At 57.8% G+C, this 13,332-nt stretch carries 13 protein-coding genes; 2 read left to right on the plus strand and 11 right to left on the minus strand.

Features of this window, described 5'->3' with window-relative positions; genetic code table 11:
• Positions 1 to 29: 29 nt before the first annotated feature.
• Complete coding sequence (locus JNJ66_00095) at positions 30 to 263, plus strand: hypothetical protein (protein MBL8158845.1); 234 nt, start codon at positions 30 to 32, stop codon at positions 261 to 263.
• Between the two features lie 75 nt (positions 264 to 338).
• Here JNJ66_00095 and JNJ66_00100 read toward each other — a convergent pair whose 3' ends face one another.
• The 10 genes from JNJ66_00100 to JNJ66_00145 all read right to left on the minus strand — a co-directional run bounded on the left by JNJ66_00100 (position 339) and on the right by JNJ66_00145 (position 11,976).
• Entirely contained in the window at positions 339 to 992 is a 654-nt protein-coding gene (locus JNJ66_00100) for a hypothetical protein (protein MBL8158846.1), read from the minus strand.
• Between the two features lie 106 nt (positions 993 to 1,098).
• Entirely contained in the window at positions 1,099 to 1,311 is a 213-nt protein-coding gene (locus JNJ66_00105) for a hypothetical protein (GenBank protein MBL8158847.1), read from the minus strand.
• Positions 1,312 to 1,374: 63 nt separating this feature from the next.
• Positions 1,375 to 3,297, minus strand: a complete 1,923-nt coding sequence (locus tag JNJ66_00110) for a DUF1565 domain-containing protein (protein MBL8158848.1) — start codon at positions 3,295 to 3,297, stop codon at positions 1,375 to 1,377.
• A gap of 125 nt (positions 3,298 to 3,422) precedes the next feature.
• On the minus strand, positions 3,423 to 4,109 hold the full coding sequence (locus tag JNJ66_00115; GenBank protein ID MBL8158849.1) for a hypothetical protein: 687 nt from the start codon (positions 4,107 to 4,109) through the stop codon (positions 3,423 to 3,425).
• A 4-nt stretch (positions 4,110 to 4,113) separates the two neighbouring features.
• Positions 4,114 to 5,241, minus strand: a complete 1,128-nt coding sequence (locus JNJ66_00120) for an AI-2E family transporter (GenBank protein ID MBL8158850.1) — start codon at positions 5,239 to 5,241, stop codon at positions 4,114 to 4,116.
• Positions 5,242 to 5,261: 20 nt separating this feature from the next.
• Positions 5,262 to 6,914, minus strand: coding sequence for a hypothetical protein (locus tag JNJ66_00125; protein MBL8158851.1), 1,653 nt, complete (start codon positions 6,912 to 6,914; stop codon positions 5,262 to 5,264).
• Positions 6,911 to 7,711 carry a hypothetical protein gene (locus JNJ66_00130; protein MBL8158852.1) on the minus strand — a complete coding sequence of 267 codons (801 nt, stop codon included), beginning with the start codon at positions 7,709 to 7,711 and terminating at the stop codon, positions 6,911 to 6,913. Before JNJ66_00130 ends, JNJ66_00125 begins: the two co-directional genes overlap by 4 nt.
• 38 nt (positions 7,712 to 7,749) lie before the next feature.
• Complete coding sequence (locus JNJ66_00135) at positions 7,750 to 8,472, minus strand: succinylglutamate desuccinylase/aspartoacylase family protein (GenBank protein MBL8158853.1); 723 nt, start codon at positions 8,470 to 8,472, stop codon at positions 7,750 to 7,752.
• Positions 8,473 to 8,538: 66 nt separating this feature from the next.
• Entirely contained in the window at positions 8,539 to 9,138 is a 600-nt protein-coding gene (locus tag JNJ66_00140) for a hypothetical protein (protein MBL8158854.1), read from the minus strand.
• A 540-nt stretch (positions 9,139 to 9,678) separates the two neighbouring features.
• Entirely contained in the window at positions 9,679 to 11,976 is a 2,298-nt protein-coding gene (locus tag JNJ66_00145; GenBank protein MBL8158855.1) for a hypothetical protein, read from the minus strand.
• 108 nt (positions 11,977 to 12,084) lie between these two features.
• On the opposite strand from JNJ66_00145, the gene JNJ66_00150 reads away from it, so the two are divergent.
• Positions 12,085 to 12,681 carry a hypothetical protein gene (locus JNJ66_00150; protein MBL8158856.1) on the plus strand — a complete coding sequence of 199 codons (597 nt, stop codon included), beginning with the start codon at positions 12,085 to 12,087 and terminating at the stop codon, positions 12,679 to 12,681.
• Between the two features lie 57 nt (positions 12,682 to 12,738).
• Here the strand turns inward: JNJ66_00150 and JNJ66_00155 are convergent, their stop codons facing one another.
• Positions 12,739 to 13,326 (minus strand): hypothetical protein, encoded by a 588-nt coding sequence (locus tag JNJ66_00155; protein ID MBL8158857.1) that lies wholly within the window; start codon positions 13,324 to 13,326, stop codon positions 12,739 to 12,741.
• Positions 13,327 to 13,332: the final 6 nt, after the last annotated feature.

Below are 13,332 nucleotides of genomic sequence, written 5' to 3' on the forward strand. Positions count from 1 at the left end.
CGTACCGTTATAAATAGAAGAAAGTTCTTATGCCTGAAAACATCACATCCCGTTCGCCCGAGTCCGAACCCCAGCCGCCAGACTTCAGCCGCGAGATCGCCGATATGCTACAGCGGGAGCTAGGCCCCGACTACGGTTTTGACGACGAGACCATAGAGGAAATCGCCGCCCTGCCCTTTGAGGAGGCGTTTGCCATGGCGTATAACTACCTTGTACAGGCCGGGGCGGATGCGGATGAAGTGCTGGCGCCTTGGATGGAATAAACTATTTTCGTATATGAAAAGGGCCCTCTTGCGCGGGGCCCATTACGGCTTCATCACGGCGAAGCGACCGTCCCGTCAGTGTCGGAACCACCAGCGCATGGCGTACTGGTCCAGCAGCACGGCGGGCCGGAGCCCGTAGTGCCAGATCAGCAGCCGAATGCGGCGGTCGCGCCGCGGCTCGTCCTCCAGGATCATCCCCAGCCGGATGTGTCGCTTCTGGCCGAGCATGACCATGACGGCGAACCAGTGGAAGCGGTTGTCGCGCATCCACTGTTCATCGGCGTCGTCACCCAGCTGCCGCCAGATGGCCTCGGCGTCGCGGTGGAACTGGTTGGCAGTACCCCATTCATGACGGGCAGCCGAGATGAGCCCCCAGACCATCTTGACGGCGGCCTGGCGGTTGCGGTCACCCTCCGCCAGCGAGGCGGACGTGGCCAGCAGCTGCTGCGCCTCGTCCAGCTGGCCCAGGAGTACCGCCATGCGGGCGCTGTCGCGCAGCATGTCGCTCTCCATGGCCTGGGTGCAGTTGGGGCACTTGCGCGCCCGCGCCCACCACGCCTCGGTGTCGCCAGCCCTGACGAAGCCGCTCGCCAACGCCACCTGGAAGTGGAAGTTGGCGTCGTCACGCACGGAGGCGACATCGGCGTTCGACGTGCCGACGGCGTAGGCCTGGCGGAACCGGCCACGCTTGATGAGGCCGGAGAGGGCGGCGAGAATTTCGTCGCTCATGGTGTGCTCCCTTGGTCGGAAATGGGACGGTTGTAAATTATAAAATATTTACTTTATTAATGCAACAACGCTCGGACAGAAGTGGCATATCGAGGTCATCTACCCACTAGCAGTTGAAATAAGCGAAGCAGACTGCCTCAAGCATCTGCTGCGGACTCGGCGGCCCGCTGGCGGCCGGACCGGGCATGCCGGGGCCATACGGGCTGGCGGTGCGGTTAAGGTCGGCGATCATATCCCAACCAAGATAGCCCAGAATCAAGGCCATGATCATGATAAGCGGAATAGTGAGGCGCAAGTGACTGCGGGAAGATCTGTGCATCGTGCGTATACCTGCCGACAGTATAGCCTGCCGGCAGCATAAGCACTAGCACCAACGGTCAGATTATCTCTTAGTAGCCGTGGTTGTAGTGGTAGCAGAAGTAGTCACGTTCTGCGTCAGCGTCAGCGCGTCCAGCCGCGCGTTGTTTTCGTTACGGTAGATGGTCAGGGTGTGCTGGCCAGCCGTCAATGTAACCGTCGGGCCATTCGCCCAGGTCCAGCTGGTGGTGGGTGCGGGCAGCTGCCAGTCCTTCTTGGAAGCGGTGTCAAAGGCATAGTAGAAGGAGTTGTTCGAAGTAGTCTGCGCAATGACGCGGCCTTTCAGCGTGTAGCTGCCGCTGACCGGTACGGTAATGCGATAGGTAGCACGCCCGCTGCCGGTGCCGCCGGCCTGAGTGATGTATTTACCGCCCTGGGCATTGGTATCGTTGTAGATGGCCATCGGTGAGGTCATCGTGCCGGATTCCGCCTCAAAGGAGATGACGGCGGCGCTTGGCTGGCGCGTCACTGATATTTGTGCGGTACCAGAGTTGCCCGCAGCATCATACGCCCGCGCGGTGATGGTATAGGTGCCGGCGGTAGCAGGCACGGTCCAGGCCTGCTCGTACGGAGCGGCCGTGGCTGTACCAATCAACGTATTGTTCACCAGGAATTCCACCTTGCTGACGCCGACGTTATCGCTCGCCGTCGCCTTGATGGTGACCGTACCGCTGACACTGGCCCCAGCGGCAGGCGCGGTGATAGACACCACTGGCGCCTGGATGTCGGCAGGCGGAGCCACTGTACAAGCGGCCGTCGGATCACCGACGCTATTGCCAGTCAGAATGGGAGCAGTACCACTGAAGGTATTGCCGCAGAACTCACCCATGGTGGCGCTATTCTGGGTGCTATTGATGGCCGAGCCAGTCCAATCCTTGAAGCTGCTGTTCTTGACGGAGTTGCCTCCCAGGTCATCGTCGGCCGTGTCGGAGCGGAGCTTGACGTTGTAACCCCGGCTGCCTTCGATAATGGTGTTCTCAACGCGGTTGTTGTGGCCACGGAACTCGATGTTGCTGCCGGCAAAGCTGGCGCTTGGCTCGTCGTTGTACATGCAGACGCTGCCTGTCATGACGTTGCTGTGGGCGTTTTCTTTGACGTTGAAACACTCAGAACCGAACGTCCTGATGGTGGTGTTGCTGATGACGTTGCCGCTGCTTGAGTCGTTCTCGTACATCGGCTGGGAGGTGGATTTGCGGCTGGTGCCCACATAGACGCCTTCGGCATTGTGGTACTTGTACTGGTCAACATCGTTGCCGCCGCCGTACATGCCGCACCACTCGATGGTGGAGTTGCTGATGGTGTTGTTGAACGCGTTATTGCGCAGGCGCACACATTCGCCGCCCGAGCCGTGGATGTACATATCGTCGATGCGCACACCGGTGATGTCGCGTGAGTCGGATGAGGCGCCGATGTAGACGGCCTTACTGTTCACCGCCCGGCCCTGCACCTCATCCTTGAAGCTGCGGGCCTCGGCTGGTGTTGCCGGGTATTCCGTGTGGGCAATGTTCTTTTGACCCTCAACCGTAAAGCCCTTCAGCGTGTAGTAGCTGTGGTTGATGTCGATGGCGTGCGCACCCGGGCTGGTGACTACCGCCTTGAAACGGCCGGTAATATCCTTGCCGGTCTCTGGACCCTGGATGGTGATTGGCTCGGCGGCCGTGCCAGCGGTCTTGGTGATGAGCAGTTCGGTATAGTTGCCCTCAGCCAGATTGATAGTGGTGCCTGGCGTGGCGACATCAAGCGCCCTTTGGACAGTCTTGAACGGTTCGGCGGCACTGGTACCACTGTTAGTATCAAGCCCGGTCGGACTGACGTACAAGGCGGTTGAGACGGCACGCGCCGACATAGCCGCTACCATGAGCCACACAATCGCAGCCACCACGGCCGCCATCCCAGCGATATGAAGCTGCCCTACCCTTTTATTTTTTACGACGACAACATGACCCATCAGGCCCTCGCTTTCTCTCTCCAACTTAAGACTTCAATGAACGTATCTTCATGATGGAATGCGCTGGCCAGAAAGTCAATATTCTAACACTATTCGTTTTGTAGTGGTAATGACACCTTTGTGTTTTAGCTTGGAATAAGTCTTGAATATTTGACAATATCTTCGACAAACTTTTCACTGACTTGTTCTGACAAATAACATGATAACTGAGTCGTAAAACCATCGCCTTCTATTAAATACTTCAGCATAGTAGTGCTTTCGCTTTGCCTTTCATTACGAAAAGTGACCGTGTATTTAACCGCCCTGTTCCCGTTATAGGTAAAGGATTCTTTTTGTTTAATATCTGCAATTACTCGATGCGACCGTGCATCAATTTTGCCATTATCGTCATAGTCGGTCTCTTCGTACGATACTTCCATTTCTTTTATTGACACCTTAGCATTCACTACAGTACATGGAGGGTTGGGGTCTCTCTCTGCTTTTGAAATCGTAACCATTTTATTCGCCTCGTCTGCTGCATCTATTTTTGTAACAGAGTCGTTGGCGACCCAGTCAGATGGCAGTGCAACTTCTAAAGGTAATGCGGAGCTCTGGTGAGTAGTCCAGCCTTCAGGCGGGCTTTCGGTCACAACGACACCGTTAGATTTCACATCTTCTATATTTGTCGTTGCCGAGTTGGAGTTGATCGGCCGCTCCTGATTAATCGTATCGGTGCGATGAGGTGCATTTTCTCTCGAAAACAACAAACTGATAGCAGTTGCCGCACATACCAGGGTGATGACGACGACTAAGCTATAAACTTTTGTAGACATGTGACTACTTTATGTCGTTTGACGGTAGAGATATTTTTTCCACTTTACGGTTATATACACTATAAATATACACCGTCGTCACAATCAGAATCATCACCACCGGCCCGTAGATAACTCCCGCCGCCCCAAACAGCGCCAATCCAGAGAATACGCCAAGCAGCAAGAGGGCATCATTCAGCGCCGCATCCTTCGGCACCAACCGCGGCCGCAGCAGATTGTCGATGAACGAGACCACCAGGAAATGGAAGATGAGCAGGAATATACCCTGCCAGATCTGCCCCGTCAGCAACAGCACGATGGCCAGCGGAATCGTCACGATGCCGGCGCCAAGCGGGATGAAGCTTAGGAAGGTCAGCAGTACGAAGAAGAACCAGAAATAATCGATGCCGACGATCCATAGGCTGAGCGCGCTGGCAAACCCCTGCGCCAGCGCCACCACGAACTGCCCCTTCACCATGGCGGTGGTCATGTGGCCGGCGCGGGTCAGGTAGAGATTATTGAGCTTGTCATCGTAAGGACTGAGGTTCTTGATGGTTGCGATCAGCCTGTCCTGATGGCGCAACATACCGATGATCAGAAAAACCGCGAGGATGGTCGTACTGATCAAATCGACGGCCGCCGAACCCGCCCGCTGCAGACTGCCCGTCAGAAAACTTAACGCCCCAAGCGCGATGTTCTTAAACGTATTGTTGACCTGCGCCCGGTCTATCTGCAACGACTCGCCGCCTGGCAGTCCGCGCAGCGCGTCGTTGGTGCGCTCGAGCGTATCATCGAAAGCACGCTGGATATCCGCCGAGCCGAACTTGACGTTGCTGCTGCTGACATTCGAGACCAAAGCGGTCGCCTCGTGGATGGTCACCGATGCCACGATGGCAATCGGCAACATTACCGACAGCACAATGGTGAGCAGCGTACCGGTGATGGCAATGCCTGCCCGCTTGGTCAGGCGCAGCAGGCTTTTGTACACCGGGTTATAAATATAGGCAATCAGCGCCGAGAACATTACGGCACCCAGGTACGGAGAGATGAAGAACAGACCGCCAGCCAGGGCGATAAGCAGGGCGATACGGATGCTCCATGGCACGGTAATTATCCCGGCAGTCAGTGGATGTGTTGTTTTCTTCTCGGACATACGGTTCCTTCGCCCTGAAATTACCACTGTTCCCAGAAGAATGGCAAGCGTGAGCGTATTTGCAGGTCACAACGTAGGGTCAGATGGAGGTTGGTGATATCGGTTGGATTAGCCTGAAAAGCAGATGGGGGAGAGTGCGCCGTTGACAACGAATATTCGCCCTTGCAAGCTGCCTCCTTGTTATCACGCAGTTTGAAATCAAAGTCTTTCTTCTGGGTAGTCAGTTTATAAGGCGTTTGTTTCGCTTTAGTCTGCAGCGCCGTATAGTCTATGTACATCGAGCTTACGCCCGGCACATCCTGCAACTCCGGAACGGTCATCAGGCCGCTATGGAGGTTATTCACGGTAGTTACCATCTCTCGCTCATCGCGCACTGAAATGTTTCTTACCGCCAGGTGGTTAAAGCACGGCACAGTGCCGTCATCGGGCCGGGTCGCATCTTTTGGACAGCCGTTGCCGCGCAGCACTTGGTTGACGCCTGGCACCCGTTGCCATTTGCTTTGGACTTGCAAGAAGGCAACCTCCAAAGAGGTCAGTTCCTTGTCCTGCCTGCCATTGGATGAAGCCACGTACACCACCATGGCGACCGCCGCAACCAAGGCAAGCAGCAGCAAGGCCACGCCCCAGCGGAATAGGCGCGTACGATAGAAGCTTGGGGGTGGCAGGAGTTTCTTGAGCGTGGCGCGCGGCAGGATGTCTTTTGTCGCAACCGTCCGCACAGCCGTGACTGCGTACCTGGCGGCCCGGTTTTTACTGGCATTCTGCGAACGGGACGCAATGGCGGCACCCAACGCCCAAAGTATCGCGGCGGCGGCCAGCAGCGCAAACAGTACCAAGGCAATTGTGTTCAACAATGAAGGAAAGACTGAATAGCCGCACGCCATCGCACTATCGCGGACAGCAGCACACCCAACAGACATCAGAACGTACTGACCAACAAGCATCAGCGATCCACCCGCCAGCGCAAAGGCATAGAGCCAACGAGGGCCAGAATGACGCGAGAACACAGACCGCAGCGACGCGAACCGCCGTAGCAGTCGCTGCAGCCCTGCGAGCAGCAGCAAGAAACCAGATGCGGCCGCGAGCAGAATTAACACTGGCAACAGCAATGGCGTCCAAGTATTAAGAAACGATTCGAGTGGACTGCATGCGGTGACACCTACGGCGGCTGTTGTGTTGGCGCATTGCTTCACCGTAAAGAAGAAGGGCGTATTGTACCACGCATACACCACGCCCACACACAGCATCGCGACAGCGAGCACACGCGCCACGAACTGTGTATTGATCGGCGCCGGGGGCGCTACTGTCCGCATCGCCTGCGAGCCCGTCCGGCCCCTCCTGAATTTCAGCACCGCCATGCCAATCAGTAGTATCAGCACGACCGTCGCAATCTGATTTGCCAGACTGAAGACCAGTATCAGCATAAATTGCAGTGGAGCACGCAAAGCCCCGTCAATAGTGCCGAACTCCCGCCCATTCATCACAAGCAGCCATACACAGGCGGCAAACAACAAGTGAAAGAGATGCACTGACCAATGATGCAGCCGGTTTGCGACACTCCCCGTGCCGGTGCGCAGCCGATATGCTGCTACGGCAATCACCAATAACCCGATGCACGCCACCATCGCTATGAATAAGCTCGGCACCGCCGGCGCAACCTCGAACTCACTCATCGCTTCCCACCTTCAGTAGTGTCGGATGCTTTATTAGCAGACGTACGCAGGAACGAGACAAGCAACAGCGCGATCACCGTCGCGACATACCAAGGTACAGCATTCTGCAGCGTCACATTCTCATTATCGACGATTATCTTAGTACAGGCAGCCCGCTGCTCCTCCTTGGTCAGGACGACATATTTAGGGTTGGGAACCATATGCATCGCCCCCTTGATGTCATACCGCTTCCCTTCAAAGTACGCCGATATGGTGAACTGTTCGGTTTTCGTGGGCAAGTATGTGGGACGGCCCGGTCCGGACTCTTGCTTCAGGCTGGCAAGCTTGATAGGGGTGTGCACTAAGTCGTGAATCATTCTGCCATGGTCATTGAACTGAGCAAAGACGCTGCTGCTATCCGCCATAGCGTCTGAACTACGGTCACTCTTGAACCTGCCGACTTCATACAGATCGAATACATGATCCCGGCTGAGCTGCGGCGCTTCCTTCCCCAGATTCGTCGGCACCATTTCGGCGGTGGGCGGCAGTACTTTGTCGCCATCCACGGTACGATCTGCCCGGTATTGCCGTATCGCCACATAAACATCCTGCTTGTTGTCGTAGGTGCCGAAATAGAGCATGTCTCCCCATGGCTTGACAAGCATCTTATCTGCAAGCGGGTTGTCCTCAATTACCAGCTTGGTGACGTACCAGGCGGGATTGTGCGTAGAGCACGCCTGCACGACAGGCGCCGAAATCAACAGTGCCTGCAGGGCGGCCACCACCAGTCCCTGCACGATGATGTTTGTTTTTCTCATTGTTGCCTATAGTATAGCAGACAACGCTCCGGCCTTGGTCAGATGAATTTCCGCTGTCGGGTCTTTGCTAGGAATCCCTGGTGCTGCGTATACTCGCGCTCGTGGAGCAGGAAGGGGTAGGCTTGTAACTTCCGGCTATACGTAAAGTTGTCGTCGTTGGCACCCAGTACTGTCTTGAGCGGTATGGTGGCGTCAACGGCATAGATGTACCGCTCAGCCTCCTTGTTTTGCTGCTGATTTAGCAGGCCGCCGATGATTACCTCTACTTCATCGATTGCATCTGGACTTGCCGCGTACTGTTCATTAAATTCAAGTGAAACCCCAACCCCCACATTACCAATCAACGAAGCCCCCGCAATCCCCGGCTTCATCAACACGATGTCCCGCCGCCCAGTCAGATTAATCACCCGCCTCACCCCCGCCTCCACATTCGCCACAATCGGCACCATCCCCACCTCACACGACGTCGTGTGCAGATCCAGCACATACTCCGCCTCGCGCACGATGGGCAGCAGCTCCGCCGCCAACCGCTCCTCATGGTTGCCGCTTGGATTGCCCGGAAAACTTCGGTTCATATCGGCATCGATACAGCGCTTTCCCGCTGCGATCGCCTCTTCGTTCGCTAATATGATCGTCAGGCCGGGATAGTCAGCCAATCGATGTTCATAATACTTAAATACCCGCCGGCCGATGTGCTCATTGCCGTGCTGACAGCCGATAATGGCAACTCTAGTCGGTTTGTGTGATGATTTAATCCTCATTTCATTTCCTTTCGTTACAGTGTTCGTAGATGGAGGGACTGGCATAGATTCCAGCCCCTCCATCACCTACGCGGGCGGCAGCAGTGCCCCAACCACAATGACGGCATCGCCATCAGCGAAGCTGCAGAGCCCATCCCACCAGGCGCTCAGCTCCGCATCGGGGTGCTGTGGCCGTTCGCCGTAAAGCGGGCCGCCGTAGCAGCCGCGCGTCACCGGGAAGACCCCGCCAAGATGCGTAGCTGCCTGCTGGCCTACCCGCAGGAGTTCACTGCCGCAAGGCCCGTTCTCCCGGTTTGGATAGGCCGGTTCACAGGCTGCCATGCCTGCCGTGTACATCCGCAGTGATTGTGTACGGTACGCCAGGTAGCGCACCCGTGGCAATGCTTGCTGAGCCGCCTGAATGGCCGCCAGTACATTGCGCCGCCGCTGATAGCCGCGTCGCAGGATGATCCCGGAGAGGTACAATATATCCCCTGCCTCCCCGATGACATCAAAGATGACAAAGCCGGCAGTGGCGCCATCTGCCACAAAACTGTAGACCAGCTGGCCATCGGCCAGGTGGCTGGCTACGTCCTGCTCCAGCTCGGGCGTTACCGGCCGGGCAAAGCCCTCAGCCGCGATCGCCACGGCGTCACGCATAGCGGGATGAGTCCTGACAAGGTGCATCGTCTGCCTCCATCGTAGGGTTTTTGGCTGTCGAGACGGGCATGCTTACCCGCCTCTTCCAAACAAAACGCCCCGCGTGGACGGGGCGCTGTCTGCCGAAAAATCAGACATCACAAAACCGTCCTACGGAGAGGCGCGCCAGTGCCACCAGAAGGCGGCAATGTGATTGGTGATGTAGTTGGTATGTGATGAATGCATGTCTATTCCTTGCTGCATATCGGCTAAATTGAAAAGCCCTTGCAGATATTCACAGCCGGCCAAAGCCGAACTTTCAATATCTGCAAGGACCTTTACGGTGGTGCCACCTTGCTTCGCCGCGCCATCACTGCCGCGACCTTGGTGCCAGCAAAAACTGGCTGAAGCATGATGACGGACTTCTGCCGGAGCCCGCTACTTTCGCGCCACACCCCGTCTTGCGTGAGGGTGGCGCGATGGTTCACGGGTCAGCTCGCAGGGACCATATTCCCTGCTCAAACGCTTTTGATGGTGTTCAATATAGCACAAGTGCTTTGATTTGTCAATCGGTCTCGCTAACAGTGCCTACTGTCGAATCAACACTATCCGATCCACCATCGACCCCGCCTCCCGATACTGCAACGTCATAGTATGCGTCCCGGCAGTCAAAGTAAACTTGGGATTGTTAGTAGCGTCATACACCCAGCTGGTAGATGGCTCCTGCAGGTCCCACATGGCATACGTCCCGCTATCAAACTTCACATTGAACGAGTCCGCATTGCCGCTGGCCGCCTTGATGTAGCCGGCAATCATGTACGTACCATTGGTGGGCACCTGGATGTTGTACGTTGCCGTGCCCGACGACTTACCAATCACATACTTACCACCAGAAGCACCCGTCTCCGACTGCTCAACGATGCCGCCACTCTCAGCACCCGCCTCCGCCTCAAACAGGCTGGTGGCCGTGATGGCACCCGGCGCAGTCGGTGCAGTGGCCGCCGTGTTGGCAGTCAGCGAGAGCGCATCTACCTTGGTGCCGTTCTCTTTCTTGTAGAGTGTTAGCGTGTGCTTGCCGGCAGTCAGGCTGACGGTCGGTCCAGTGGCCCAGGTCCAGCTGGTGGTGCCGGCGGTCAGGTTCCAGTCTTGGCGAGAGGCAGTGTCAAAGGCGTATGAGAACGAGTTACTGGAGCTGGTAGGCGCGATCACGCGGCCCTTCAGCGTGTAGCTGCCAGCGGTCGTGACGTTGAACGTGTAGGTCACGCGCCCCGTGCCGGAGCCGCTCAGCTGGGCGACATACTTGCCGCCTTGGGCGCTTGGGTCGTTGTGGGCGGCCATCGGCGAGACCAGCGCGCCGGTCTCGGCCTCAAAGTTGATGTTCTGGGTCGTCGGTGAAGCAGGAGTGGTCACGTTGACTACGTTCGATGCCAGCGATTCCGTACCGGCCGCGTCCACCGCCTTCACGTAGTAGCTGTACGCAGTGCCGCCGGTCAGCTCGGACGAGGTGTAGGCGCGGTCGGTGACGTTGCCGATCTTGGTGTCGTTGCGGTACACGTTGTAGGAGATGGCCGAGACCGCACCGCCTGGCGCCGTCCAGCCCAGCTTGACCTCGGTGGAAGTTGAGGATTGTACCGTCAGTCCGCTTGGCGCCTGGATGCCGACCTTGGTGTCAGCACACGCCTTGGCCGGATCGCCAACGTTATTGGCCTCCTGGATAGCCCCGTTGGCCGCAAAGGTATTGCCGCAGATCTCACCCAGCTGCGCCACCGCCTGCTTGACGCTGATAGCCGCAGCAGCCGAGTTCTTCAGGGCGCTCAGACGGATGGCGTTGCCGCCTTTGTCATACGTGGAGGAATCCGACCAGAACTTGACGCTGTAGCCCCGGCTGCCGTCGACGACGGTATTCTCAACCCGGTTGTTGTCGCCGCGGAACTCAATGTTGCTGCCGTTGTAGTCAATCGGCTCGTCGTTATACATACACTCGCTGTTCTGGATGATGTTGTGGTGCGCGTTCTCTTTGACGTTGAAGCACTCTGAACCAAAGGTGCGGATGGTCGTTTCGGTTACCAGGATGCCGTTACTGGTGTCGTTGGCATACATCGGCTGAGTGGTCGACTTGGGGCTGGTGCCCACATAGACGCCTTCGGCATTGTGGTACTTGTACTGTGAAGAATCGTCGCCCGCGCCATACATGCCGCACCACTGGATGACCGAGCGGCTGACCGCACTGGCCATGGCATTGTTGCGGAAGCGGACACATTCGCCGCCGGAGCCTTGCAGGAACATGTCATCGATGCGCGTGCCGACGATATCGCGCGAGTCATTGGCCGCGCCCACGTACACCAGCTTGCTGTTGACGGCGCGTGACTGCACGCTGTCCTTGAAGCCGCGGATGTTAGCAGGAGTCGTCGGGTATTCACCGCGGGCAATCGCCTTCTGTCCGTCAACCGTAAAGCCCTTCAGCGTGTAGTAGCTGTGGTTGATATCAATGACGTGGCCGCCGGTGCCGTACACCACCGCCTTGTACCGGCCGTTGATGTCCTTGCCGGTCTCCGGTCCCTGTAGCGTGATGGGATTGGCACTGGTGCCAGCAACCTTGGTGGTCACCTTGCCGGTATAGACCCCCTCTGCCAAGTTAATCACCGCGCCGGGCTGAGCCAGATCCATCGCCCGCTGGATAGTCTTGAATGGTGCCGAGGCGCTGGTGCCAGTGTTGGCATCAGATCCGGAGGGACTGACGTAATACGTCACCGTCGCCGCGTTGGCTGCGAAGTAAATCAGTGCGCCGACCGCCACGACGATACTGACGCCGCATGCGATGACAAGAGAGCGCAGCCGCGAGTCGCGACGGCGCCTGGAGCTAAGTTTGGTGCCTTTTTTTGGCATAGAATGTACCTTTTTGTTTTTATGGCTTGTTGGCTATTACTATACCGCATACGTGCGGTAACGCAAGTGAACATAGCAAAAAAGACTGCATGGCGGTACTATGGGGGCATGGAAACCCCCGCCGCCGCGGCGCCACAAACCAACACCGAACCAACCACGACACCGGCACCCATGCCAGCCGCCACTCATGCCGGTCCTACGCCCCAGCCCGGCCAGCCCAACTACCTGGCCGCCTTTCTGCTGACCCTGTTCCTAGGCTTCGTGGGCACCAACCGTCTCTATACCCGGCATTACGCCACCGGCTGGCTGCGCTGCCTGCTTTTCACCTTCGTCTTCATCGCACCCGTCTTCTTTCTGGTGGACATGACGCTTGGCACCGTCGCCCTGGTGGCCGGCGTAGCCGCCAACGCCGCGGCCGTCCTCTGGTGGTACATCGACCTCTGGATCTACTTCGGCGGCACCGTCCGCGACCGCAAGACCGGCCAGCAGCTCCACCGCGACAGCCCGCGCGATTATGCGTACGCCAAGAACATGATGGTCTCGATGCACGCCGCGGTCATCCTGCTGGTGCTGGCGGTCGTCGTCGGCATCGGGCTGGCGGTAACGTATGTGCAGCAGTTGCCGATGCTGCAAGGACTGGGCGATCCAGGCGGTGGGTCTTCGGCGATTGACAGCCTGCTTAAGCTCTATACCGGCGGCTTATAAAACAAACACCCCGCCGATCCAAGCGACGGGGTATCTGCTTGGATCAGGCGGGGTTTATCACCCCTCAGGTTCACTGCCGTGGCGGCTCAGCTCCTGCAGGAACGTCCATGTCACCAGTCCGGCGGGCGCCATGACGTCGCGCGGCATCCGCGCACCCTGCTCTCGCCAGTACTCCGGGTTGAGCCGGTAGGCGATGTGGCGGGCGAACTGCTGCAGCCCCCTGCGGCGGGGCCGCCGGAGCGCCAGCAGCTCCACGAAGGAGGCGTAGTCGTCGCGCAGACCGCGCAGCACCTGCACCTCCGCCAGCGGAATCTCCACGGTGGCGGTCGGCTGCTCGGCGCGGCCGGTGTGGTAGGCCAGAGACCGCTCCGCCAACCGCTCGATGACGCCGACCGCCCAGGTGAAGTTGGTCACCCGGCGCTGCAGCACCGCGAGGTGCAGGCGGCAGGCATCAATCACCTGGTTGACGTGGTCGTCATCATCGAAGTCCGGCGAGGTGAAGCTTTCCACCAGACCGCCGCCCCTCAGCTCCAGGCACAACAGGCGCAGGGCGTGCGCCGCATCAGTCCGTTCTTGGTCGGCGAACGGCTCGTTGATGGTCAAGGTCACTCCTGTCAGCTCCTTATTCAGGGTGCCAAACGGCACATGTGC

The sequence above is a fragment of the Candidatus Saccharibacteria bacterium genome, assembly GCA_016789455.1.
In the GTDB taxonomy this organism is placed as follows: Bacteria; Patescibacteriota; Saccharimonadia; order Saccharimonadales; family Saccharimonadaceae; genus CAIJKY01.

Excerpts from the sequence above, each read along its gene's own strand:
- JNJ66_00095 (MBL8158845.1), top strand. The coding sequence starts at position 30 with ATGCCTGAAAACATCACATCCCGTTCGCCCGAGTCCGAACCCCAGCCG.
- JNJ66_00120 (MBL8158850.1), bottom strand. The coding sequence starts at position 5,241 with ATGTCCGAGAAGAAAACAACACATCCACTGACTGCCGGGATAATTACC.
- JNJ66_00150 (MBL8158856.1), top strand. The coding sequence starts at position 12,085 with ATGGAAACCCCCGCCGCCGCGGCGCCACAAACCAACACCGAACCAACC.
- JNJ66_00125 (MBL8158851.1), bottom strand. The coding sequence starts at position 6,914 with ATGAGTGAGTTCGAGGTTGCGCCGGCGGTGCCGAGCTTATTCATAGCG.
- JNJ66_00105 (MBL8158847.1), bottom strand. The coding sequence starts at position 1,311 with ATGCACAGATCTTCCCGCAGTCACTTGCGCCTCACTATTCCGCTTATC.
- JNJ66_00140 (MBL8158854.1), bottom strand. The coding sequence starts at position 9,138 with ATGCACCTTGTCAGGACTCATCCCGCTATGCGTGACGCCGTGGCGATC.
- JNJ66_00100 (MBL8158846.1), bottom strand. The coding sequence starts at position 992 with ATGAGCGACGAAATTCTCGCCGCCCTCTCCGGCCTCATCAAGCGTGGC.
- JNJ66_00145 (MBL8158855.1), bottom strand. The coding sequence starts at position 11,976 with ATGCCAAAAAAAGGCACCAAACTTAGCTCCAGGCGCCGTCGCGACTCG.
- JNJ66_00110 (MBL8158848.1), bottom strand. The coding sequence starts at position 3,297 with ATGGGTCATGTTGTCGTCGTAAAAAATAAAAGGGTAGGGCAGCTTCAT.
- JNJ66_00130 (MBL8158852.1), bottom strand. The coding sequence starts at position 7,711 with ATGAGAAAAACAAACATCATCGTGCAGGGACTGGTGGTGGCCGCCCTG.
- JNJ66_00115 (MBL8158849.1), bottom strand. The coding sequence starts at position 4,109 with ATGTCTACAAAAGTTTATAGCTTAGTCGTCGTCATCACCCTGGTATGT.
- JNJ66_00135 (MBL8158853.1), bottom strand. The coding sequence starts at position 8,472 with ATGAGGATTAAATCATCACACAAACCGACTAGAGTTGCCATTATCGGC.